The organism is Runella aurantiaca (assembly GCF_003339505.1).
Lineage (GTDB): Bacteria > Bacteroidota > Bacteroidia > Cytophagales > Spirosomataceae > Runella > Runella aurantiaca.
In genome coordinates this window covers 71,324-96,347 of sequence record NZ_QPIW01000003.1, presented here as the reverse complement: position 1 = coordinate 96,347, position 25,024 = coordinate 71,324, and the positions used below count along the sequence as shown (strand labels likewise).

The 25,024-nt window shown below is 44.5% G+C and carries 13 protein-coding genes; 6 read left to right on the top strand and 7 right to left on the bottom strand.

The genetic code is table 11. The features are described 5' to 3' along the window. The first annotated feature begins 50 nt into the window (after nt 1–50). Together DVG78_RS05805 and DVG78_RS05800 are read left to right on the top strand one after the other, a co-directional pair. The gene (locus DVG78_RS05805; protein ID WP_114460123.1) at nt 51–3,068 is read left to right on the top strand and encodes a SusC/RagA family TonB-linked outer membrane protein; all 3,018 of its coding nucleotides are present in this window, start codon (nt 51–53) and stop codon (nt 3,066–3,068) included. An 11-nt stretch (nt 3,069–3,079) separates the two neighbouring features. Further along, nucleotides 3,080–4,768: a RagB/SusD family nutrient uptake outer membrane protein gene (locus DVG78_RS05800; protein ID WP_114460122.1), complete on the top strand. Its 1,689-nt coding sequence runs from the start codon at nt 3,080–3,082 to the stop codon at nt 4,766–4,768. Nucleotides 4,769–4,863: 95 nt separating this feature from the next. On the opposite strand, the gene DVG78_RS05795 is transcribed toward DVG78_RS05800, so the two are convergent. The 3 genes from DVG78_RS05795 to DVG78_RS05785 all read right to left on the bottom strand — a co-directional run bounded on the left by DVG78_RS05795 (nt 4,864) and on the right by DVG78_RS05785 (nt 13,531). After that, nucleotides 4,864–8,355, bottom strand: coding sequence for a VCBS repeat-containing protein (locus tag DVG78_RS05795; RefSeq protein ID WP_310589117.1), 3,492 nt, complete (start codon nt 8,353–8,355; stop codon nt 4,864–4,866). Between the two features lie 199 nt (nt 8,356–8,554). Further along, nucleotides 8,555–10,282: a RagB/SusD family nutrient uptake outer membrane protein gene (locus DVG78_RS05790; RefSeq protein ID WP_114460120.1), complete on the bottom strand. Its 1,728-nt coding sequence runs from the start codon at nt 10,280–10,282 to the stop codon at nt 8,555–8,557. Nucleotides 10,283–10,300: 18 nt separating this feature from the next. Next, complete coding sequence (locus DVG78_RS05785; protein ID WP_114460119.1) at nt 10,301–13,531, bottom strand: SusC/RagA family TonB-linked outer membrane protein; 3,231 nt, start codon at nt 13,529–13,531, stop codon at nt 10,301–10,303. 867 nt (nt 13,532–14,398) lie between these two features. On the opposite strand from DVG78_RS05785, the gene DVG78_RS05780 reads away from it, so the two are divergent. Next, entirely contained in the window at nt 14,399–15,130 is a 732-nt protein-coding gene (locus tag DVG78_RS05780) for an NUDIX hydrolase (protein ID WP_114460118.1), read from the top strand. 9 nt (nt 15,131–15,139) lie between these two features. Here DVG78_RS05780 and DVG78_RS05775 read toward each other — a convergent pair whose 3' ends face one another. The 4 genes from DVG78_RS05775 to DVG78_RS05760 all read right to left on the bottom strand — a co-directional run bounded on the left by DVG78_RS05775 (nt 15,140) and on the right by DVG78_RS05760 (nt 21,352). Beyond that, nucleotides 15,140–16,240 carry a hypothetical protein gene (locus tag DVG78_RS05775; RefSeq protein ID WP_229598145.1) on the bottom strand — a complete coding sequence of 367 codons (1,101 nt, stop codon included), beginning with the start codon at nt 16,238–16,240 and terminating at the stop codon, nt 15,140–15,142. Then, nucleotides 16,237–17,349, bottom strand: coding sequence for a hypothetical protein (locus DVG78_RS05770; protein WP_114460117.1), 1,113 nt, complete (start codon nt 17,347–17,349; stop codon nt 16,237–16,239). Before DVG78_RS05770 ends, DVG78_RS05775 begins: the two co-directional genes overlap by 4 nt. 97 nt (nt 17,350–17,446) lie before the next feature. Beyond that, nucleotides 17,447–18,400, bottom strand: coding sequence for a sugar phosphate isomerase/epimerase family protein (locus DVG78_RS05765; protein ID WP_114460116.1), 954 nt, complete (start codon nt 18,398–18,400; stop codon nt 17,447–17,449). Nucleotides 18,401–18,484: 84 nt separating this feature from the next. Continuing rightward, the gene (locus DVG78_RS05760) at nt 18,485–21,352 is read right to left on the bottom strand and encodes a PQQ-dependent sugar dehydrogenase (RefSeq protein ID WP_114460115.1); all 2,868 of its coding nucleotides are present in this window, start codon (nt 21,350–21,352) and stop codon (nt 18,485–18,487) included. Nucleotides 21,353–21,621: 269 nt separating this feature from the next. Between DVG78_RS05760 and DVG78_RS05755 the strand changes: the two genes are divergently transcribed. The 3 genes from DVG78_RS05755 (at nt 21,622) to DVG78_RS05745 (ending at nt 24,985) form a co-directional block, all read left to right on the top strand. Beyond that, nucleotides 21,622–22,296, top strand: coding sequence for a response regulator (locus DVG78_RS05755; RefSeq protein WP_114460361.1), 675 nt, complete (start codon nt 21,622–21,624; stop codon nt 22,294–22,296). Then, complete coding sequence (locus DVG78_RS05750) at nt 22,296–23,699, top strand: sensor histidine kinase (protein ID WP_114460114.1); 1,404 nt, start codon at nt 22,296–22,298, stop codon at nt 23,697–23,699. Before DVG78_RS05755 ends, DVG78_RS05750 begins: the two co-directional genes overlap by 1 nt. 125 nt (nt 23,700–23,824) lie before the next feature. After that, nucleotides 23,825–24,985, top strand: a complete 1,161-nt coding sequence (locus DVG78_RS05745) for a trans-sulfuration enzyme family protein (protein WP_114460113.1) — start codon at nt 23,825–23,827, stop codon at nt 24,983–24,985. The last annotated feature ends 39 nt before the right edge of the window (nt 24,986–25,024 follow it).

Sequence of the window (25,024 nt, the reverse complement as noted above, 5' to 3'; positions counted from 1 at the left end):
GAGCCTGACCTTTGCAAAGCTTTATTTACAAACAAATAACTGTCTATTGTATGAACAATATCTACAACTTGAGGTCTCCGAAGTGGCTGTTATGGTCGTTGTTAGCGGGGGGAGCGATGATTGCCACTCCCCAGATAACAAGCGCCTCTGCTCCTTCCGTGGTAAAAACCACCGACAAAACCGTGACGGGCCGTGTCACCGATGCCACGACCAATGAGCCTTTGGCAGGCTGTAGCGTCGTGATTAAAGGCACGCAACGCGGCACCAACACCGACGCAAACGGAAACTACACGCTGTCTGTACCCGATGATAAAGCCGTATTGGTCATTGGTTTTATCGGGTATGAAAAAATGGAAATCGTCGTGGGCGCCCGCAACGCCGTAGACGTTGCGCTCAAATCTAGCGCCTCCGATTTGGCGCAGGTGGTCGTTATCGGCTACGGAAGCACCACTAAAAAAGACATGACGGGTTCGGTGAAATCCCTCAAAACCACCGATTTCAACAAAGGAATCATCAACTCGCCCGAGCAGCTTTTACAGGGGAAAGTAGCGGGGGTCAATGTCACCTCCGCCAGCGGCGAGCCCGGCGGTTCGCAGTCCATCACCATCAGAGGGCCGGGCGGTGTTCGTACGGGCAGCACTCCTCTTTTTGTGATTGATGGAATGGCATTAGACAACTCCAGCACTGGGGGAGCCACCAACCCACTGACCTTTCTTAACCCGCAGGACATTGAGTCCATCGACGTATTGAAAGATGCTTCGGCTACCGCTATTTACGGTTCACGGGGCGCAAATGGTGTTGTGTTGATTACGACAAAAAAAGGGAAAGCGGGTTTTTCAAGCCTTACTTTTTCCTCAAACGTCGGAATCTCCACCATGGCCCGGGCCTTGGATGTGTTTACGGCTGATGAATACCGCAAGCAGGTGCCAGCAGTAGGCGGTGTGTTGGAAGATTTGAAAGCAAATACCGATTGGCAGAAAGAAGTGACCAGAACGGCCTATACACAAAACCATAACTTGTCTTTTGGGGGTGGTGCCGACAAACTGACGTACTATGCTTCGTTGGGCTTACAAAATCAGGAGGGTATCTTGAAAAACAACCAACTCAACCGCTATACAGGCCGTATCAACGTAAACCAAAAATTACTGAACGACCGCCTAAGTATTGACGTAAATTTGAACGCAAGTTATACCCAAAACGAGCGCCCACCGTTTGGGGCGATGTTGGGTGGCGCTATTTCAGCCAACCCTACGTACCCCGCGTATGATACCAACGGCGAGCCTTTTAGATATGCCAGCGGAGTAAACCCACTGATTACGTTGAAATTGGAAAAAGATATCACCAAAATCAACCGGGTGATTGGTAATATCTCTCCTTCGTTTACCATCATCAAAGGCTTGGTGTACAAACTCAACTTTGGTATCGACAACTCCAATTCCGTGCGTGATTTGCAGTCTTTGCCCAACGCAGTACCCTTGCAGGATGGACGCCTCGAAACCATCTATACTTACAACAACAACAAGCTGATTGAAAACTATCTGACCTATACGTTGAACCAAACCGACCACAGTCTCTCGGCGTTGGTAGGACATTCGTTCCAGAAAATTTTTGTTCAGGGACGTAGCAACAGCATCAATAAATTCCCGATTTCGAGCATTGAACCGATTTACAATCCAGGACTTGGACAAGAATTGACGTTGGCCAACAACAAACCGGGCGGTTATGCCGTGGTCAACGAATTGCAATCATTCTTTTCGCGGGTAAACTACCAATACAAGGACCGCTATTTGATGACCGCCACTGTACGGGCCGACGGTTCTTCTAAATTCGGCTCCAATAACAAATACGGAATTTTCCCTTCGTTCTCATTGGGTTGGAGACTTTCGGAGGAAGAGTTCCTAAAATCACTACCATTTAGTGATTTGAAACTGCGCGCTGGTTGGGGAAAAACGGGGAACCAAGAAATCCCTTCCAAAATTACCCAAGCCTTGTTTACGTCACAGGTCTCAGGAACCACCAGCTATCCTTTGTACGCCACAGGCCCTTACGCTCCCGGCACTTCTTACTCTCGACTGGCCAATCCCAACATTCAGTGGGAAGTATCAACACAGACCGACATAGGGCTTGATTTTGGGTTGTTCAACGGGGCATTGTCGGGTACAATCGACTATTTCACCAAACTATCCAACAATATTTTGTTGGAAGTAATCCCCGCTGACCCCGTTCAGCCCGCAGGTACATTCTGGACCAATGTAGCCGACATGACCATCAAAAACCAAGGGGTAGAATTGGAATTAAATTACCGCCACGTCGGGACAAACGGATTGCGTTTTGACATCGGAGGTAACGTAACGTTTATCAAAAACAACGTAACCAATTCTCCATATTCAGTTATCCCTTCTGGCTCGGCTTCTGGCTCGGGGCTAACCTCCGCCACCATCAACGGCTACATCAATGACCAGCCCATCGGCACGTTTTATCTGAAACAATTCACTGGTTTTGACGACAAAGGAATCAGTACCTATTTGGATGCAGACGGCGACGGTATCGTAACCGACAAAGACCGCGTAACGGCTGGCAGCGCCCTACCCACAAAACAATTCAACTTCAACGGTAGCATTGCCTACAAAGGCCTTGATTTGGTGGCTAATTTTAACGGTGTGTCGGGAAACAAAATCTACGATAACACTGCCAACGCCAACTTTTATAAACTGAGATTATCGAAAGGAATCAACACCACGGCGGAGGCAATTGAGTCGGCAAATGAGTCGGTCAACAATGCCGCGCCCGTTTCGACACGTTACTTGAAAGACGGTGCATTTTTCCGATTAAACAACCTTTCATTGGGGTATAACCTTAATACCAAAGCGTTGGGAATCAACAAATGGATTGCGGGAATTCGGGTTTCGGCCACGGCCCAAAACTTATTCGTAATTACTAAATATGATGGGTATGACCCCGAAGTAAACACCGACCGGACCATCAACGGAATTTCGTCCTACGGTATTGATTACTTGAGTTATCCCAAAGCCAAATCGCTCATTTTTGGTTTGAACGTTACATTTTAACATTAAGAACGATGAAAAAGAAACTATCTATATTAGTGACAACCGTTGGGCTCATGGTGCTCAACAGTTGTACCAACCTGAACGAAATTGTGTTGGACGAAGCCTCGGCATCGGGACTGTCTGACAAGCAAGCCGCCGAAGGAATCATCTCACCCGTGTATGCATTGTTACCCAATATTTTTCAGCATACCAACTATTTTGCCCTACAAGAAATCTCGACCGACGAAGCCATTCTCCCCTACCGAGGCGGCACCGATTGGGGTGATAATGGTATCTATTTGGCCATGCACCAGCACACGCATACCAGTACCGACCCCAACATCCGTAACACTTGGAATTTGATTTTGCAGGGGATGTCACGTTCTATTACCGCCATCAATTCGTTACCAACCCTCAACGATCCATCGGCAAAAACCTTTTTGGCCGAAGCAAGAGGTATGCGCGCTTATTATTCGATGCTGACCCTTGATATGTTTGGATTGGTATTCGTAAAGGATGACTTGGGCGAAAACTCCAAAATAATTCGGGGCGATGAGGCCGTTGAATATATCAAAAGCGAACTTCTTGCCATCGAACCCTTGGTCGACCCTAACGTGGGTCCTGGCCGTATTTCCAAAGGAGTCGTTTGGGGACTTTTGGCCCGTTTGTACCTAAACGCCGCCGTGTACCGCGACCCGTATGCCGCTCAATTTACCTTTAAGCCCGAAGACATGGATAAAGTCGTTGAGTACAGCGACAAAATCATCAACTCTGGCGTGTATCAGTTGTCAAGAGATTATTTCTCGCTTTTCAACGACGATAATCACAACAACAAAGAATTGATTTTTGCGGTAGACCAGCGGGCCGATTTGAACGGGCACAACCGGATGGCTTATTTCTCGCTTTCAGGCGACCAGTTTCCGCTCCCTGCTTATCCAAACGCCAACGGTACGGATGGCCCGGGCATCACCCCTGATTTCTACAGAACCTGGGTAACCGCCAATGCGCCCAAAGACCCCGCAGTGGCAGACCCGAGGTTTTATAAGCAAAATTTGAGCATCTATTCAAACCCCGCTGACTCTTGTGTAGCGGCCGAAAACTTCAATATCAACCGGGGAATTCTGCGTGGGCAACAATATGGCCTTATCAGAAGAAACGGGGTGTTTTTGAAATGTCCCGACGGCAAAATGAAGGTGGGTAAACTTTTCCATGACACGCGTAATAGGCCTACACAAGCCGTTGATTTTACGGAGCAGATTGACTTTACCGTAGCCGGCAGTAACTACAACACAGGTTTCCGCGTTGAAAAATACGAATTCAGCAAAAAATCAGTGAGTGGACGTAACTTCGGCGAAGCCGACATCATCATCTTGCGTTTGGCCGATGTGTACATGATGCGGGCCGAAGCCAAATTGCGCAAAAGCAACGATGCCGCCAGCGCTTTAGCCGACGTAAACCTCGTCAGAGCCGCCAGAACAGCCACCACTCCTGCGCCAGCGCTTACCAGCATGACACTCGACCTGCTATTCCGCGAGCGTGGATTTGAGTTCTACTGGGAAATGCTCCGCCGCACTGATATGATTCGTTTCGGCAAATATGAAGGTACTTGGACCGAAAAAACCAATACCGACAAAAACAAGCGGGTGTTCCCGATTCCGCAAACTGCCATTGACGGGGCCTCCAACATTCCGGGATATTTGAAACAGAACGCTGGGTATTAATTGAGTTGAATTCCTAAAAACAACTTCAATAGCCTCTAACAATAACGGTCGCCCATGTTTGGGCGACCGTTATTGTTAGAAAGATAAAGGCACAATTAATATGCTTTCCGTTTTTTTCCTCTAAAATCAACAATCTCTACCGATTTCTCCCGACCAGTCAGGGGTAATTTACGAACAGATTGCGATAGAAAAGAAGCTCCATAGTATAGCTCTTGGCGATGTGTTTTACCGTCGTTGGTTTGGATGAGTGCATAAGCATCATTGGCTTGCAGCGGCAGCCATTTCATGGGAGCGGTTGCTTGTCCGAACACTTTCAACGGCCCCCGATTTTGTGTGGCTATCACCATTCTGCGACCATCAGGGCTTGCCATTTGTGCTAATCCTTTGGCATTACCGGGCACATAAAAACCCGTAGCAGCTTGGGTTAGTGGCGTAAAATCACCTTTACCATTTCCTTTGAGCATCAATCCATTAGAAGCGTCGTAGCGGCCTGTGCTGGTTTCATTCCCAAAATCATTGGCCACGAGCAATACATCCAAATGGCCGTCTTTGTCAAAATCTTCCACAATCATTCCGTTGATGGGTGATAGCTGCGCGAGGGTCGGCAAGGGCTTGGTTTTGAAGGTTCCGTTACCAATATTCTCAACGTAGACTGACGGACAATAGTTGGCATCTAGTTTCAGCGCTTTTTTGCGTTCCTCTTCTGTCAATAAATTATCGTAGGTGGCTTTCGCAAAATCTTTGTACGTCTGAAAACGCGCCCTCGTCTGGATAAACTGTTTAATTACATCCTCACGTCCATGAAAAGGAACACGAATCAGTTTGTTTTCGGCGTCTGGAAAATACATAAACGGAATGGCATCGTACATGCCATCTTGATTAAAATCGCCCGCTACGATACTAATGGGATAGGTGTCTGAGGCTTTGGTAAGGGCGTTTAATCCAAGATTTCCCGCAATGTAGTCCGTATCGCCGTCACCGTCAAAATCACCTCCAGCCAAACTCCCCCAAAAGCCTGTTTGAGTATCCAAAGCGGAATGTAAAACCGTAAATTTTCCTTTCGTATTTTTCAATAGTGTCAGCGGCATCCATTCTCCCGCAATGAGCAAATCCACCCAGCCATCGTTATCATAATCAGTCCACAGCGCATCACACGCCAGCCCAAGATTGGTTAATGCGGGAGCAATTTGAGGCGTCACATCGGTGAATTTGGGCGCTTGGTTGGGAGAGCTATCGTTTCGTAAAATAAAACTGCTTACAGGTTTAGGGTAGTGGTCAGGCTCTACACGACCCGCTACGTATAAATCTAAATCACCGTCGTGGTCATAATCTGCCGCGCGTACGCACGACTTACTGACGAAAATCGACGGGATAGCTCCCTGAGCCAATTGATACTTTCCTTTGCCGTCGTTAATATATAAACGGTCTTGATAGCCCGCGTCGTTGATTCGCAATTCGTTAGCTCCACTCGCAATGTAGAGGTCGAGGTCGCCATCGCCGTCGGCATCAAAAAGCAGCGTTCCCATGTCTTCTGAGGTTTTATCAGGCCCCTCAGCTCCAGGCAGTAAATCACTGATATTGAACGTGCCGTTAGGATTTTGCACAAAGAATTTACCCTTATTTTGTCGTGAGCCACCCACAAAGAAATCATCTAAGCCGTCGCCATTTATATCGCCCGCCGATACCGCCGGCGGATACTGCGACAGCTTATGAGGCAGTAATTTTTGCCCGTTAAAATCAATATATTCAGGCTCTTGATGCGTCCAGTTGATATTCAGAGAATCATTCAATTCGTTAAATAAATAACGCGAGTTTGACTGCGCAGGAACATTTATTTGAGTGGCACTCGTTTCCGAAATGTACACTGTCTGATTGGATTTCAGGTTTTTCAGCGTCTGTTTTTTGCCGTTGGGCCAAACCACTACTGCCGAGTCTATTTGGGTATGTTCACCGAGTCCAAAGTGGGCAATCGGCTCAACCGTCGATAAGTACCCCCGGTAGGGCGAATGCTCATACACCTGTATCAATCCTTTGCCATAATAGAGCTCTACGCCAGCGCCCAAACCCTGTACGTTTTTTCTCGAACCTTTAAAACCTATACGCAGGTAATTGGCTTTTTCGGGATGTGATTCTGACAAATTATTACGGTATACAAAAGCGGAATCATTAATGTTGTTGGAAACAATATCAAGGTCGCCGTCGAGGTCAAGATCTGCATAAGCGGCTCCGTTGGTAAAAGAAGCCTGATTAAGCCCCCACTTTTCCGAAACATCTTCAAACGTCAAATCTCCTTTATTTTTAAAAGCGAAGTTGGGGATTTTGACCACAGGAAGCTGTCCAATCAAGAAATCTTTAGAGGCTAAAGAATTACTTTCAGCTCGAAATTGTCCAAAATCTCGGTCGGTTATGTCGCGTGGAAAACCATTAGTGACAATTAGGTCCCGAAAACCATCGTGATCGAAATCTGCGAGCATTGGGGTCCAGCTCCAATCAGTTTGAGCGATGTTTGCGAGTAAACTGATTTCTGCAAATATGGGCTCATTAGAGTTAGGCTTATTGCCTAAATTGAGTTGTAATGTATTCCTAACGTATTGATGATTAAAACCAAAAAGGTCATTATTTAGGTAAGTTTGGTAGCTATTAGGCCCCATAAGACTTTTTTTACGGGTATTATCTTTGGGTAACATATCCACTGCTATAATGTCCATTAGCCCATCGTTATTGATATCGGCTACATCATTACCCATCGCAGAATTGCTGGTATGTTTCAAAGAGGTTGAAGCTTTATCCGCAAAACCCAAATGTTTACCATCTTTATTACCATTGTTTATATAAAGTAAATCGTCTGATAAATAATCGTTTGTAATATAAATATCTTTGAAGCCGTCATGATTGAAATCACAAATGTTTATTCCTAAGCCGTAGCCTTCGATTAAAATTCCTTCTTCTTTTGATACGTTAGTATAGACAGGGTGACTGAGGCTGTCGACCCAGTCGCAACGGTAGAGGCGGTCGGTAGTGGGAGAAGAGCCGTCACGGCGTTTTTCATGGTATTGATTGGGATTGCTTTCAATGGTGTTGGTCAATACGTATAAATCTAAATCCCCATCGTTGTCATAGTCAAAGAAAGCGGCATTCATTGAGTGTCCCCGGTCAGCGATGCCATATTCTTCTGCCATTTCTTTGAAAGTAGGGACTCCGTCTTTATCATTGCCTTGATTGACGTAGAGCAAATTGGCGCGTTGAGCTTCGGCGCCTTTGGTAGTAGCAGTGAGGTAAATATCTATCCGCCCATCAGCGTTGATGTCTACCAAACTTATTCCTGAACACCAGCGGCCTACGTTGGAAATACCCGCTTTTTTACTAATGTCTTCAAATTTCATATTGCCTCGATTGAGGTACATACGGCTATCAGCCTGATTTCCAGAAAACAACACATCCGGCAAACTGTCACCGTTCATGTCGGCAATTCCTACTCCTCCTCCGTTATAGACGTATTCAAAATCAAGGATGTTAAGGGTATCATTTTCAGTGATGCGATTAGAAAAGTCAATGCCTGTGTCGTTCGCATTAAGTTTGGAAAACAAGGGTTTGTCTTGGCATGAACTTAAAAAGGTGATCACCAATAAGCTTATGATACTAAGTTTTGCAACCATGCTCCGGATTTACTTTTGAATTATTTTGTAAAAATACGAATTTAAACTGTCTCTATTCAACAAATGCGGCAAGCCTCTCGACCTGCCGCATTTGTTGAAATAAACCTAAATGTTGGTTACTGTCTATGAATTAGTAGCCAGGGTTTTGTTTTAAGATTACTTCTGTGCTATTTAATAGGTCAATTTGCGACTGTGGAATAGGAAACAAGGCATATTTAGCTTCGTATTTAGCACCACCCAAAGCGCCCGGCAACAGTACCTGATCATATTGAAGATACTTATTGATGGCAGCAACGTCTTCGCCCCAACGAACTAAATCGTAGAAGCGATATCCTTCCATACCAAGTTCCATTCTTCTTTCAAAACGTACTGCTGATCGAGCAAATTCTTTGGTTGGGAAAGAATCGTAAACCGCAATTTTATAATTTGCCGCAGGTTTGCCGTCAATCATTACATAGTCAGCTGCATTAGCAGCTCTTCCTCTTACCATGTTAGTATATTCGAGTGCTTTCGCCAACGAACCTACTTCTATTTCAGCTTCAGCAGCCATTAAAAGTACATCGGCAAAACGAATGATCGTAACATTGTAGGCGTTGTAGGTTTGGTGTCCCCAACCGCCTGTTTCTGTTAAACCGGCTGCTTTTTCTGCTTTAGTAAATATGTATTTTTTCGGAGAATACGGCCCACCGTTAGGTTGGTTACGAATCATACTGAAACCGGTATGCGGACCCCAATCTAAAAACGGAATACCTCTACGGCCCACCGAATGATCTAGTCTTGGATCTAATGGTCCACTATCAGGAGTGAAATTCACATCCGACTTGATACCCATGTCAGTCTTAACAGCATTAGCAGGTGCATTGTAAGACCCATCTAATAAAGGCAACCCTTTGGCGTCGGTACGGAATGAATTTACAAATTCAAAAGACGGCTGAAAGAAACCACAGCAAGTGCCTGGGTCAACCCCTTGAATAAAATTCAATTGTAAGTCAGCATTTGCATTGTTTCCATTTCCTGACTTAACCGTTGCTTGAACAGCAAAGACTGACTCGGCGTTGTTGTCGTTTGCAACACGATAGAGATCGGAGTATTTAGGAAGCAGTGCATACTTTTTACCACCCGTTGTTTTACCGTTAGCTATAATCAGATCAAACAGTGCTTTAGCTTCAGCATATTTTTTTTGATACAAATATACTTTTGCCAGATAAGACGCAGCAGCCCATTTGTTGGCACGTCCAACAGCTGATGAAGTTTCGGGTAGATCAGCATAAGCTGCTTTAAAATCATCCTCAATTTTTGGCCATAATTCTACGTCATTTTTTACTTTATCTAATCCATTGGCAAGAGTTTTCGTTTCGTCAACATAAGGTACCATGTTGAAGTTTCTTTTCAATTGGAAATAGAAATGCCCTCTCAAAAAACGAGCCTCAGCAGACATTACTTTGATATCTTCCGCTTTTACACTTGGCAGTGCTTCTTTTAATAGACCCAAAACGGCATTAGCTCTCGAAACACCCTCAAAATAGCTTTGATATACGTTACCGGCGACAGCATCCGTCGAGTTGTAACTAAACCGTTGAATAGGAATCATTTCAGTTCCGTCACCCGGGTCAGTTCCTTTATTGGCGTCACCGCCTCTAATACTTCCAATAAGCCAATTGGATGGCCCAGAATGAGTTTGACCTAAAGCACTCAATTGAGCGTAAGCAGAGATTAAACTTCCTTCTAAACCGGCTTTGCTGGTAAGTTGTGCTTTGGATAGTGAGCCCGTTGGAGCTACCTCCAAAAAGCTTTCTTTACAGGCATACCCTATTAATAGAAAGAGTATGCTGGCAATTGAAACTGTTATTTTTTTCATCTTTATTTTAACTTTTTATTAAAATCCAACATTTACACCAAAAGTAAATTGACGAGTCATTGGGAAGTTACCCAAATCTATCCCAAAGTTTGTATCAGCAGCACCTGCTACTTGTGGGTCTAAGCCACCATAACCCGTAATAGTGAATAAGTTATTAACAGAAGCATTCACACGAAGTTTGCCCAATCTCAGCTTGTTTGCAATCGCTGATGGGAAGTTATAGGCAAATGATAGGTTTTGGAATCTCAAATATGAGCCATCTTCCACATAAAAATCACTGGCTTGTGAACCGGTACTGAAACCGTCATTTGCTTCAAAAATTGGAATTTTTGTATCCGTGTTTTGTGGAGTCCATGAATCTTTTACGCGCTCAGAGATCGCTGAACCGGCAAACAAAGGATAAAAATCAGTAAATCTTTTCGAGATATTAAAGATTTTGTTTCCGATTGAAGTATAGAAGTAAGACAATACTTCAAAGTTTTTGTAAGTCAGTCTAAAGTTTAGACCACCCGTAAACTTCGCCACCGGACTACCCAAATAGGTACGGTCATCGGCACTTATTTTGCCATCTCCATTAACATCTTGGTATCTGAATCGACCTACGCCAGCACCATCTTGGGTTGGAGCGTTGTCAATCTCTCCCTGATTTTGGAATAAGCCCTGTACTTTGTAACCGTAGAACGAAGATAATGAATAACCCAATTGGTTACGGATAGGGAATACACCTCTGAACGCCGGATTAACATCAAGTAAGTAAGTAAGACCACCACCGATTTCGGTAATTTTATTGTCAAGGAAACTACCAGTAACATCAAATTCGTACCCTACTTTGCTCGCAAATTTACCCCTTGTGATTACTTGAATGTCAATACCTTTGTTGACCATTGTACCCACATTGACCGAAGGAGCTTCAGCACCACCTACTGTTTGCGTGATTGGCAATCTGTACAGTAGATCTCTGGTGTCTTTCTGCCAAACATCTAAGATAACATCCAATTTGCCTTTCAGGAATGAGCCATCAATACCAATATTTTTGGTGACACTGGTTTCCCATCTTGCATTAGGGTTTCCTATTCTTGATTGTCTGAATCCTCCTACGACCCCACCATTGGTACCGTTGATATCATAACTGGAGTTTGCCACACTTTGGGCATAAAGGTCAAATTGATTGGTAGGAGAAACGTTATTAGAGTTACCCATTAAACCATATCCACCCCTGATTTTTAAGTCAGTCACCCAAGGAAGCCCTTTCATAAATGCCTCATCGGATATTCTCCAAGCCGCCGACACTGCCGGGAATACTCCGTATCTTGTATTAGCACCAAATCGAGACGAACCATCACGTCTAAGAACCCCCGTAATGATATACTTATCTTTCAGGTTATAAATAAGTCTACCAAAATAAGAGTTAAACGTGATACCGTTATCTTTAGTACTGTTTGCAGGATTACGAATATCCAACGTAGAGATAGTAATGTAATTAGGATCTCCTGAGAATGGGTTACGACCATCAGCACTTAGGTTTTTGCCAAAACCGGTATTAAGCGCCTCTTGTCCGGCAAGTAATTCAATTCCATGAATACCGAATTTCTTTTTGTAAGTAGCCGTATTCGTGAAAGTCCAGCCTAATCTAAAGCCTCCGTTTTCGTTGTATGACCAGTTAACCCCCTTGTTTTCAAGTGTTTCGTAAATTGGGCGACCATATCCCCAGCCATAGAAATTGTTGTAATTTAAGCCGATGGAAGAACGTAAAGTTAAATCTTTAATTGGATCAGCTTCAATATAGAAATTGCCGGAAAATAAAGCATTAAAGTTTTTATTCAGCTTTCCTGCCTTTTGGTTAGAAACAGGGTTTGAGCCCTGCCCGAAACCAAGCGCAGTAGTACCCGCAAACCCACCAAATTCGTCATAGACTGGAAGGATAGTAGGCGATCGGAAGGCTCCCAAAATGTCATTTTCATCTTGTGAGGATTGTAATCCTTCATTACCACCCTGACGACCTAAGATTTGAAGGTAAGTAAGTTGTATGTTTTCACCAATTCGTACATTTTTGAAAATATCAAACTCAGTATTCACCCGCATGGCATAACGCTTGGCTCTCTGGCTTGGCAAAATACCTTGTTGATCCTGCATTGATAACCCTACAAAAAAGCGAGAAGCATCTCCACCGCCTTCAAAACCTAAGCTGTGTCGGTTGATAGTTCCCAACTGTGTCAATTCTTTATACCAGTCTGTACCTGCTTTGTTGGCTTTGATGACTTGGTAATAATCGCCAATGGTTGGTCCAGTGATATTATACTTCGCTCTTTCAGCTTCCAAATCTATGGTACCGATCACTCCACTTCTATTCCCTACTTTAAGGTAATCAGGAATAATGGGTGTTGGGCCCGAACCATATTGTGGGTGGGAGAGAGGAGAACCAGAGTTCTTGAGGGCTGTCCAAGTCCAAGTGGCTTGATCTTGGGGATTCATCATTTTTTGCCCCTGACCCGGGTCAGTGACTCCATATACACCATCATAGGTAACGCTCAATTTTCTCGCAGATTTTTTACCTCTTTTCGTGGTATATACAATCACACCGTTGGCCGCTCTCGCCCCATAAATTGAAGCCGCAGAAGCGTCTTTCAATACAGTTGTAGATTCAATGTCTTCGGGGTTTAAGTAATTGACATTACCAACCGGAAAACCATCAACAATAACCAGAGGTTCGTTACCGCCGAATGCACCAAAACCACGAACACGAATCTGACTTCCAGAACCTGGTTGACTAGTTGTCACAACTGTCAAACCAGCAACTCTTCCTTGTAATTGCTGCTCAACACTGGCAGATGGAACAGTGGTGAGGTCTTTCGTTTTCACGGTTGAAATCGCTCCCGTTGACTCACGACGCTTATCCACCGAATAACCTGTTACCACGACTTCGGTCAGCGCATTCACATCATCTTCTAAACGAACACTAACAACTGTTTGATTTCCGATTGCTACTTCTTGTGACTTATAGCCAATCGCAGAAATTACTAATACGGGGTTAGCGCCTCTAACATTAATAGTAAACGCTCCATTAGCATCAGCAGAAACACCGATATTGCTTCCTTTCAGTAGGACCGTAGCGCCAGGAAGTGGGCCATCGGCAGCTTCAACTTTCCCCGTCACTTTACGGTCTTGGGCGTGTGCGGAACCAGGAGCAAGGAGCAACAAAAACATCCAAGCCACTGCACACATCAGCAGAGAATAGAACTTTGGTTTCATAAATAAAAACTGATAGGTTAAAAATGAACAATTAAAAATAAAAAAAATACAAATTCAAAAAGCGTTTTTACCCTGCTATATACAGTATCTATGCAGACTTTGAATAGACCCTGAAAACAACAATTATTTTCTAACGAATCGGAGGAATGGATTTACGCTTTGTGATTCCTAACCAGCAATTTCGGCCGTAGGAAGACTTTTTAAATAGTGAAATAACCTTTTAGATAGTTACAATCACTGGTCACTTTTTTATCTGGTGGGTGTGGAGACACTGACTTGTCGGCAGTGTATTTTTGGATAGAAATGCTAATAATAACTTTCGCTACTACCCTGATATTTAAAAAATTCAGCCTAAAATATTGGAACTTTTACTGGTCAGCTTACCTATTTTTTTGATAAAAATGCTGAAGCAAAAGAGTAATTGCAACTACAATTATAAAGAATTATTAATTGCAATTTTACTTGTAAAAGTATAGTTATTTCTCATTTCAAACAAATTAAGCCTATTTTTTAATTTAAAAGTCTAAAGTTTATTCTATTACTAAAAGACATACACTTGCATTGATTTTTAGGTATATACGTAAAGGTTTAATTTTTTTAAATTATCACTCATCAAAAAAATGAAACAAAAAACAAAGACAGCATTAACTTAAGAGAATTGTGAGCTTCTCGTTTCAACTCGTCATGAAAAAACTACACATCGACTTGTTCAACTACGCCATTTTTACTGAATCCTGAAGCGAAAAATTGAAAAAAGGGAAGAATAAAAAGGTTTTTCATCGTCAATTGCATCATTTTGATACAAACTTATCGGGACAACAACGATATTCCAAATTTTTTCTTTTTTTTGTGCAAAATTTTTAATCCATGACTCCCAGCCAAAACATCAAAACTTTTTTGGAAGCTGGCCCAGAATATCTTCCGAGTGTATCGGTTGATTGTGTGATTTTTGGGTTTCATCAACGCCAGCTGAAGGTCTTACTTCTGGAATTCAAACATACAAAAGCTTTTTCTTTACCAGGTGGGTTTGTATTTAAGGGTGAAAGTACCGATGAAGCTGCTACCCGGATTCTGTGGGAACGAACAGGGGTAAAAGACATTTATCTTGAACAGTTTCATACGTTTGGGGAACAAAATCGCGGCAACTGGGATGTACACAAAGCCACCATGTCTTCTCACGGATTTGATTTGGAAACAGAACACTGGCTCTTGCAACGCTTTATTTCCATCGGCTATTATGCTTTGGTTGACTTTTCAAAAGTCAAACCAACACCCGATATTTTTTCAGATTTGGGTGGCTGGCACGATATTCATCAGATTCCAGCACTGATTCTTGACCACAACCGAATCGTAGAGAAAGCCCTTACCACCCTTCGTCTTATGTTAGATCATAAACTGGTCGGATTTAATCTGCTTTCTGAAACATTTACGATGAATGAACTTCAAAGTTTGTACGAAACCATTTTAGATAAAAAGCTCCTTCGTGCCAATTTTCAGCGAAAAATGCTCAGTATGGAGATATTGGAGCGGGTTGAGAAGAAATTTTCGGGAAAAGCCCACAAGCCCCCGTACGTTTATCGAATCAAAAAAACAACCTAAAAACGCAGTTTAGTCAATCTGGCAATTCAGTTCAAAAACCGTTTGTTGTGATGGTTTTGTGCGCGTGTCGGTTATGTCACGGTCAAACAGACGGTTTAAATTATTACCCGCCAAATCTTCCAATCGTGACTCGACCAACACTTTATAAGCACCTGTCATCCAAGGCTCTGCGGGTACAAACAGGACACGCTCCTCCATGTTATTAACCTGAATAACCCCGTTTACAGGCTTGCCCCGAGCATCAATTATCCGAATCGTATTTTGTAATAAAACATAATCCAGTGCTTCCTTGACATGGATTTCAAGGGCTTGGGTTGTGCCTTTCGGGGGAGTTTCAATCGTCCAATATTTGATGTCAGGAGAGGTCATATCATGTGCTCCTGCAACAAAACGTTTGGTATAGGATTGTGTCAACCCAGCCCCTAATTCATCTGGCCAACGCTCTGAAACAACTAACGTATAATGATTACCTTTCGTTAGAGGCGCTCCTTGCGATTTATTGGGTTGCAAATCGCGCTTGATTCGGCCCGGGTCGAGCCACAGTGTCAAAACAGTTTTTTCAGCGTTCCATAATTCTGGTTGTAAATTCAGAAACGTGCCGGGCAAAGTATCTCCTTGGGCATCAAGCAAAGAAATATACGCCAAAGAACGGCCTTCCCGCATGGGACGAGAAAAAACGAAGTAGAATTTAAGGAGGTTTTCGGGGAGCGTATCTTGTGACGGATAAATTCCAATCAAGGTGTTGGAAGGCACTGCTTGCGGAATACCAATTTCACCCATTAGACGGTTTTCCAGTAACACTTCATACCGCAACCCGGGGGTAAAAGGGATAAGCGGCTCAAAAATCAGTGAATCGCTCTGTATCGAATAATCGCCTAAAATCGCCGTTTTGGAGTTGCTCAGTTGTACTTTCAGCAATTCGGGCAGCATTTCTTTAGAGTGAGCTTCGAATTGGTCTAACGCCATCGATAGCCCTTTTGCCTGATTATTTCTCCACCGAATTACGATGTTTTTTTGTGACTCTTCCTGACTCCCTGCACAACTAACCAACAGAAACAAAGAAAAAAGAATCAGTTGGCAGGGCCAACTGATTCGTACTCTTTTGCTCATAATGATCGGTTATTGGAAGTTCGGATGTCAAGGTCTCCGTTGGCTCTCCGTTGCAAGAACACAAATTGGGTGTCGTCCAATTTGTCAAGTTGGAGCACATTCACCATCGGAAACGAAACGTAAGGAACGCCAGCCGTGCTGTAATTTTCTTTGATAGGCTCGGTCAATGAGCCTTCGTAAGTCTCGATGTCTTTGTACTTAACTTTCATCACGGGCCGGTCAGAATTAGCCATAATCAGGAATAAATCGTTGCCTTTTTTCATCGTGATAATGTCCAACGGACTGTTTCCAGCGCCAAATTCGGCAACGGTACGGCCTTTTACGTGCGTGCCAGGCTTTAAGTCATCAATTGGAAAAAGAACAAGTGGGGTACAGGTGTAGCTTGCTACCAAAAACTTTTTACCGTTCAATTCTGCTGTTGTAAAGGTTTTGATGGGCGAGTTGGTTTCGTATTGCCCGTGGGCAGCATGATAGATTTCTAACGAAGATTGCTCTTGTTTGTTGGTAAATGGAAAAGGAATACTGCGGAAAGTAGAGCCAAACTCCTGATTAGACAATCCGCTCACCATCACTTTTCCATCGGCATAATTGAGGTCTGAAATAGCCCAAACCCGCAGCGACCGACCTCGTTGGTCTTTGGCGTCTTCGGCAGGCGCATTATTGAGCGACACCAAGGCAAACTTAACGTCTTTCAGGCTCACAGGCTGAATGTTTTCGCCGTCTATTTTAAACAATATGGGTGTTCCGTTGGCAGCTTGTACGGCGCAATATACCTTCTTGGAAATGGGATTGACCGCCAAATCCTGAATGATGATATTTTTGGCTTCGGTACCCAGCAAAGAGGCAATTTTTTGGTCAATGTTTTTAATCTCTACGGGTTTGGCACTCGTCACGTTTTCGGCATCCTTCGTATCAACCGCAAACACCGAAGCACTTTTAGAATCACCAATAAACAAGACCCCTTCAGGCCCAAAAGCAAGCGCATTCATCGACTTGACCTCGGGTGTACCCGTCTCAAATCCACTCAAAACACTTGCAGTGCGGTTGGTGTAGGCAACCAGTACTGCTACCGATAGGGCCGCTGCAACAGACAAAAACATCTTTTTCATACCAGTATTGATTTTATGGTTTACGCGTTGTGTAACTTACGACAATTCCAATAAATATGAAACTCAAATCCAACGAAAGTGTTTCAAATTGAGATAATTACGCAGTTAATTTTTGCAAGTTGGCAAAACTCGTCGCAATACTTTCAAAAGGGCTTGCTGCCATGTCTTGCTCCACAAAGTAGTATTTCAGGCCTGCATTTTTGGCCCCTGCAAAAATCTTTTTGAAGTCTACGACCCCCGTTCCCACCTCTACGGGCTTTTTAAGTTCTTTATCGATGTCTTTGATGTGCCAAAGTGGAAAACGACCGGGCTGCTGCTTGAACAATTCTACGGGATCAAGGCCCGCTTTTACCACCCAAGCCATGTCCATTTCCATCGTTACAAGGTCAGGGCTGGTTTGCGACAAAATCAAATCATAAGGCGTTTGGCCTTCTACTTTGTCAAACTCGGTAGCATGATTGTGGTACGCAAAACCGATACCCGCTTTTTTGCAGGCTTCCCCCGTTTTGACAAATACTTCAATGGATTTTTTGATTTCATCCAACGTACCCACGGGCGTAGACGCGCACACCAAATAGGTCAGCCCTCCTTCGGCGGCTTCATCCACCAATTGTTGGTAATTTTCCAACAAATTCAGTCGTTTGGGCATATTAGCTGGCATTTGGCGCGGTGGAGCACCTGCCGCAGCCGCACCACCTCCTGCAGGGGCACCTGCCTGAGCTGGTCGCGGACGAAAAGGAGCACCTCCTACGTGGTGGGCGCGCCAAGTCATTCCCAAATCTTCCACTACCTTTTTGAATTCTTTGGGTGAATAGCCATAATACCCATCTTTCATGCTGAAAGCAGATTCGATTTCTTTGTAACCAATACCCGCTACTTTTTCCAACGAGCCTTTGGCGTCGTCAGACATGGCTCTGAACAGCGTAAACAGCTGCAAACCCGGGCGCGGCAGTGCTTCTGGGGCAAAAAGATTTTTCGCCAACGCGGGTACGGCCAAGCTTCCCAATGCCAAAGCACTGGTATTTTTAAGAAAAGTTCTACGATTTTGCATAGTTGTTCGAGATAAAAAGCCTGAATTGTTAAACCAGAAAGTCAGTCGCCGGACAGTACGCCCGACGACTTTCTAGCGGCACTTTTATAGGTTAGTAATTGTATTTTGAAACTGAATCGAAACCACCGACATGACGATTTGATTCGGCTGTGCATTCGGATTTTTGAACACAAAATACACATCGTGCACGCCTTCTGTGGCTTCAATTTTGGCGATGGCCTGCTGAGCCCCGCGTCTTGCTCTTGCGGCTGGGTCAGTGGCCGCCTGCCCCTGCGTACGTTGTGCATTTGCGGCAGGCGTTCCTGCGGCAGGAGCGGCTGGCGCAGGAACGCCTGCCGGTGGTCCAAAAGAGGGGTCTTTGACTTCGACGGGCGATGTTTTTCCGATTAGTTTACCCGTTGGAGAGCCTAAACGAATTTCTACCACACCACCAGAAGCACCCACACGCGTGGTGGCTTGGACCAACACTTCGATTTGTTTAATGTCCGTCAAGTCCAATTGGGTGTATCCAATGTAAGAATCATTCCCAATCAAATTGAATGATTTTGAAGGCGTTATCAACAACTGCGTTCCTTTGCTCTTCTCTGCTTTGGCGGGGTCGAGCGCAGGGTTGCGCAGATGCAAAATATTCTCCGACATCAACGGCGACAACAATTTTGTTCCCCGGTCGGTGTAAGCAGCGCGTAACACGTAGCTTCCGCGCCCGTTTTCTCCTTCAGGTACTTTGGTAGTATAAGCACCTGCGGTTGGCAACGACTTAGCCTGCAATGGTTTTTCGCCTAGGCTCATGATGTATTTAACCATCGTTGCGGCATCGTTTTTAGAAATTTGTGGGTGGGCACTCATGGCGTGGTCTCCCCATACTCCTCCGCCGCCAGCAATGATTTTATTGGCTAACTTTTCGGGAGCGGTGGCATCACCTTTGTATTTCTGCGCAATGTCTTTGTAGCTGGGGCCTACGGATTTTTTATCAACAATGTGGCAGGACTTACAATCGCTCGCACTCATGAGTTTGTAGCCCGTCGAGAAGCGCGCCGAGGCATCGGTGCCCCGGTAGTTGGAGGCTATTTCGATGGGGTCAAACGTATCGGGCATGTAGTCGATATTGACCGCTACCTGAGTCGGAATGATTTTGCCATTCTCCAAACTACCATCTTCTTTATCGCTTACCTTTACTTTATACTCAATGCTTTCGTTCGGGAAAAAGAAAGATTTATTGCCTTTGGTTACTTCCAATGCCACTTCGGGGGCTTCGTTGCCCGCCTTGATTTCTAGCGTACGGCTGTTTTTGGCGCCTTTAGGGTCAGTTACCGTCAAAGTAGCTTTGTAGGTACCCGGTTTGTCGAATGTTACCACTGGATTGGGTTGCGTAAGCGTTTTAAAAACACCCGCTTTGGAAGTGATTTTCCATTCATATTTCAATACATCACGGTCAAAATCCTGCGTTCCTTCCGACGAAAACGCCACTTTGAAAGGCACCGAACCCGCCTTTTTGTCGGCGGTTGCTTCTACCATCGGGGTACGATTGCCTGCGTTGTATTCAATTTTTACTAAGCGTGCATTGTCATTCCCTCTAAACCACGCACTTCCATATTCCAACACGTACAAATCTCCGTCGGGGCTGAAATCTATGTCGATGGCACTGCTGAAGTTCTCGCTGGGCATAAACCGCTCCATAGATTTATAATCGCCGTTTTCGTCCATTGTCACGGCCATAATCCAGCCGCGCATAAACTCCACCATTAGCCACTTGCCTTCGTAATAATCTGGGAAAGCGCGGGGGGCATTTTTGAAGTCAGCTTTTCTGAAAACGGGTCCACCCGTAGCACTCCGCCCCGAACTTCCTACCAACGGGAACTCCGTTGAATTGGCGTAGGGATACCATACAAATGCTTTTTGAGCAGGTGGTAATTCCCGCAAACCAGTATTGTTGGGAGAATCGTTGATGGGCTTGGTAGGGTCAAATTTTGAGTCTGCTTTGAGTTTATTGGTTTCAAAATCCCAATCTGAATACACTTTATTATCACCAATAAAATAAGGCCAGCCAAAAAAGCCCGGGCCTTTGGCTTGGTTGAATTCATCATATCCACGTGGTCCGCGCGGTGAATCCTGCGAGGCATCGGGACCTACTTCACCCCAATACAAAAAGCCAGTTTTGCTATCGATGCTCGGGCGCCACGGATTGCGGTGGCCCATGGTATAAATTTCGGCGCGGGTTTTTGGTGTACCTTTGGGGAATAAATTCCCTTCTGGAATCGTGTAAGTTCCGTCAGACTGTGGCTTGATTCTCAATATTTTACCACGCAAATCGTTGGTGTTTGCCGCGCCGCGCTGGTCGTCCCATGTGCTTTGCTCAGGACGCTCATCAAGGGGAGCGTAGCCGTCGGAGTTACTGTTGCTGGTATTGTTTCCAGTGGTTAAGTACAGATTCCCGACTTTATCAAACACCATTCCACCGCCCGTGTGGCAGCATTCTTCGCGTTGGGTCGTGACCTCCAACATCACTTTTTTGGAAGATTCCACCAATTCATCGCCTTTCAATTCCCAACGCGCCAGCACGTGCTTTTTGTCAGCTGGGTCGGCATAGTACATATAAATCCAGTTGTTTTTGGCAAAGTTGGGATCAGCAATCAAGCCCATCAAGCCCTCTTCTGCTTCGCGCACTTGGCCCTGCCGATTGGTATATTTTGTGTTGACCAGAATCGTGGCCAATACGCTCACTTCCTTGGTTTTGGGATTATAGGCTTTTAAATTTCCTTTTCGCTCCACGAACAACACCCGCTTATCGGGCAAAAAGGTCATTTCCATGGGCTCGTCCAATTTTTCCGTCAAAATGCTTTTAGTGAAGCGGTTTTCCTCAGGAGGTGACGATTGGCTGTAAGTAACGGTTGCCGTGCCCAATGCAATCAGGCCAACGGCTCCCAACTTACGAAGAGAAGTAGAGAAATACATACGCAAGAGAAATTTGTAGTTTTCTTAGTAAAATTATGACGGATTTCACTCAAAGATAGAGGCGATAGTTTGTATCAAAACAATACATTAGACAAAAAACGATAAGTTGCCGATGATTAACGGTTTTTAACCGACCGTTTGGGTTTTGTGATTGCATCTTGTTCATATTAAAAGGCAGTTAAAATCAAGCGTAAGGCTTTCGGTGAAAAATTCTTATCTTTAAAATTGGAGTCGGAATGAAAAACCACCATTTACTTAATTGTTTGTATATGAAAGTTTTAATTGTTGAAGACGAGCCAAAACTGGCGGGGTTTATAAAAAAAGGACTTGAAGAGCAAGCATGGGAAGTAGATATAGCTTTTGACGGACAAATGGGCAGTAGTTTAGCCCTTTCAAATCCTTATGACGTCATTGTTTTGGACGTTAATCTACCTAAAATGAACGGTTTTGAGTTGGCCGCTCTGTTGCGTAGAGAAAGCATTCGTACTCCGATTCTGATGCTGACCGCCCTCGGAACGCTCAATGATAAACTGGCGGGCTTTGAATCAGGTGCAGATGATTATTTGGTCAAACCGTTTGAATTTCAAGAGCTTATTGTTCGACTTCGAGCGTTACAGAAACGAAATTCAGAAAGCGGTCCCACCGCCAATGTTTTAAAAATCGCCGATTTGGAATTAGACCTGAATGAGCGCATTGCAAGGCGCGAAGGGCACCGTATTGAACTGACAGCCAAAGAATTTGGGCTATTAGAGTATTTTATGCGCAACCGGGGCCGGGTGGTTTCACGGGTAGATATTGCCGAAAAAGTCTGGGATATCCACTTTGACACTGGCACCAATACCATTGATGTTTACGTTAATTTTCTACGTAAAAAAATCGACAAAGAGTTTTCGCATAAGCTGATTCATACCGTCGTTGGCATGGGATATATTCTCAAAGAATAATGAAAAGAATCCTGGACGTTCCGCATTGGAATGAGAATATGAACATTCGGCTGCGCCTCACGCTCCTCTTTGCGGTGTTGGTTGCTTCCATTATGCTGGCTTTTTCGTTGTCAGTTTACTATTTATACAATCAATTTCGGGAGCAAGAATTCAACAAACGCCTGCGTGACAAAGCCTTGACGACGGTTCGGCTTTTTGAGGATGTGGGGGGAATTACTGAAGAGCTCCTACACGACATCGAACGCAACGACCTCACGACGATGTACAAAGAGGAAGTGACGGTCTATGATTCCAACAACAAAATCGTTTATGACAGTGGGAAAGAGCCCTACATCATCACCCCTCAATTGCTGGCTCAAGCACGAGAAGGAATTGATTTTAGTCTTCGGGATGGCGAAAAAGAAATCATTGGCGTTAGGTACGTAGACAAACGAAAACAGGTGTTAGTCGTGGTTGCGTACGCAATTGATGTGTACGGATTCAGCAAATTGGAAAGATTACGTAACATTCTTATTACGGGTTGGGCCGTTAGTTTGCTGCTGGTTATTTTGGCAGGATGGCTTTTTGCGAGCGATGCTTTACGGCCCGTTTCGGATATTATTGAACAGGTAAAGAATATTTCGGCCCGCAATATCGACGAACGCCTCAAAGCCCGACGCCATAAAGATGAATTGGGGCAATTGGTGGCCACTTTCAACGATTTGCTGAGTAGATTGGAGGAGGCTTTTAGCTCACAGCGCAATTTTGTTTCACACGCTTCGCACGAATTACGCACCCCACTCACCATCATGATGGGGCAATTGGAAGTAGCTTTGCTTCAGAAAAGAACCGTCGAAGACTACCAACAAACCATCAAAGACGCCATTGAAGAAGTAAAGAAAATGCGCGATTTAATCAACGGACTACTAGAACTTGCCCGCATCAACAACGACATATTTCAGTTGCATTTTCGTCCGTTAAATATTGATGATTTGTTGTGGCAGGTTCGAGAATCGTTGCTCATCCAATTTCCTGACTATAACATTCAAATCGAGTTTGATGAATCGCAAGAGGAAGAAACAGAATTTAAAATCAAGGGCGATAAATCACTGCTTAAAATGGCCTTTCAAAACATCATGGAAAATGCCTGTAAGTACTCTGAAGACCAGCGCGTTAATGTGTCATTACTGGCTCATGCAGACACCATACGTATTTCTTTTTCCGACCGGGGCATCGGTATTTCGGAAGAAGATTTACCACATATTTTCGAACCTTTTTACCGGGGAGATTCTAGTAAATCACGCAAAGGGCACGGTATCGGGCTGGCCCTTACCCAACGAATTATTCAACTTCATAACGGCAGTATCAGGGCTTTTTCCCAACTCGGAAAGGGCACCCGATTTGTCATATCTCTCCCCTTGTAACCCTCACCCCGAAAACCATCGCTCTCCTACGGTTGGATATTTCTGCCAGCAGTAGCACTAATAATTAACGTAGTGTTCTATTTTCGCATTTTCATCGGGATGTTACTGCGATAAATTCTCTTTACATGCACTATTCTCATATTATCAACGAGCTTGCCGAAGACCGCGAGCAGTACTTCAACGCCGTCAGCCCGCCAATTGTCCAAACCAGCAATTTCGTTTTTAATGATTTTGCTTCTCTGCGTGCGGCCTTTGAAGATGAAATGTCGGCCTACCTATATTCTCGGGGCGTGAACCCAACGGTCGATATCTTACGCCAAAAATTAGCCGCCTTGGACGAAGCCGAAGATTGTTTGGTGCTAAACAGCGGCGCGTCGGCCATTTTTTGCGCGGTGATGTCCAATGTTCAGGCCGGCGACCACATTGTAAGCGTTCATAAACCCTATACTTGGGCGTGGAAATTGTTTGACAACATTCTGCCCCGGTACAATGTTTCGACCACTTACGTTGACGGTACACTGATTGTAAATTTTGAAGCTGCCCTGCAACCCAACACCAAAGTGATTTATTTGGAATCACCCAATACCCTGACCTTTGACCTGCAAGATTTGGAAGCGGTGGCTCGATTGGCAAAATCGCGGGGCATTGTTACCATCATTGACAATAGTTACTGTTCGCCATTGTTCCAAAAACCGCACCGCTTTGGCATTGATTTATCCCTGCAATCGGCTACCAAATACATCGGCGGGCATTCGGATACCGTGGCGGGTGTTTTGACGGGCAGTAAAGCCATGATAAAGCAGATTTTTGACCGTGAAGCCCTCAATACGGGGGCTTTTGTATCTCCTTTTAACGGTTGGTTGCTATTAAGAGGCTTACGGACGTTGCCCATTCGGCTGAAACATATTTCGGAAAGCACCCAAAAAGTGGTCGCTTTTTTAAAAAATCACCCCGCCATTGAGCGCGTTTATTTTCCGTTCGACCCTGATTTTCCGCAGTATGAATTGGCAAAAAAACAAATGACAGGTGCTTGCGGGTTGGTGACCATTGCGCTCAAAGTGGAGCGATATGACCAAATTGAGAAATTTGCTAAAACTCTGAAACACTTCCTATTAGCGGTAAGTTGGGGAGGACACGAATCACTCATTATGCCCAAATGCGCGGGCCTACACCCCGAAGAATTTAATGCGACAAACCCAGAACACCGTCTGGTACGGCTTTATATAGGTCTGGAAGAAGTTGACTATCTGATTGAAGATTTGAGCCAAGCACTGAATAGTTTATAAGAAAATCGCGGTGTCGGACGGTTTAAAACCGTCTGACAC

Coding starts and splice junctions, on each gene's coding strand:
- DVG78_RS05805 (WP_114460123.1), top strand. CDS start 51: ATGAACAATATCTACAACTTGAGGTCTCCGAAGTGGCTGTTATGGTCG.
- DVG78_RS05800 (WP_114460122.1), top strand. CDS start 3,080: ATGAAAAAGAAACTATCTATATTAGTGACAACCGTTGGGCTCATGGTG.
- DVG78_RS05790 (WP_114460120.1), bottom strand. CDS start 10,282: ATGAAAAAAATAACAGTTTCAATTGCCAGCATACTCTTTCTATTAATA.
- DVG78_RS05785 (WP_114460119.1), bottom strand. CDS start 13,531: ATGAAACCAAAGTTCTATTCTCTGCTGATGTGTGCAGTGGCTTGGATG.
- DVG78_RS05780 (WP_114460118.1), top strand. CDS start 14,399: ATGACTCCCAGCCAAAACATCAAAACTTTTTTGGAAGCTGGCCCAGAA.
- DVG78_RS05775 (WP_229598145.1), bottom strand. CDS start 16,240: ATGAGCAAAAGAGTACGAATCAGTTGGCCCTGCCAACTGATTCTTTTT.
- DVG78_RS05770 (WP_114460117.1), bottom strand. CDS start 17,349: ATGAAAAAGATGTTTTTGTCTGTTGCAGCGGCCCTATCGGTAGCAGTA.
- DVG78_RS05765 (WP_114460116.1), bottom strand. CDS start 18,400: ATGCAAAATCGTAGAACTTTTCTTAAAAATACCAGTGCTTTGGCATTG.
- DVG78_RS05760 (WP_114460115.1), bottom strand. CDS start 21,352: ATGTATTTCTCTACTTCTCTTCGTAAGTTGGGAGCCGTTGGCCTGATT.
- DVG78_RS05755 (WP_114460361.1), top strand. CDS start 21,622: ATGAAAGTTTTAATTGTTGAAGACGAGCCAAAACTGGCGGGGTTTATA.
- DVG78_RS05750 (WP_114460114.1), top strand. CDS start 22,296: ATGAAAAGAATCCTGGACGTTCCGCATTGGAATGAGAATATGAACATT.
- DVG78_RS05745 (WP_114460113.1), top strand. CDS start 23,825: ATGCACTATTCTCATATTATCAACGAGCTTGCCGAAGACCGCGAGCAG.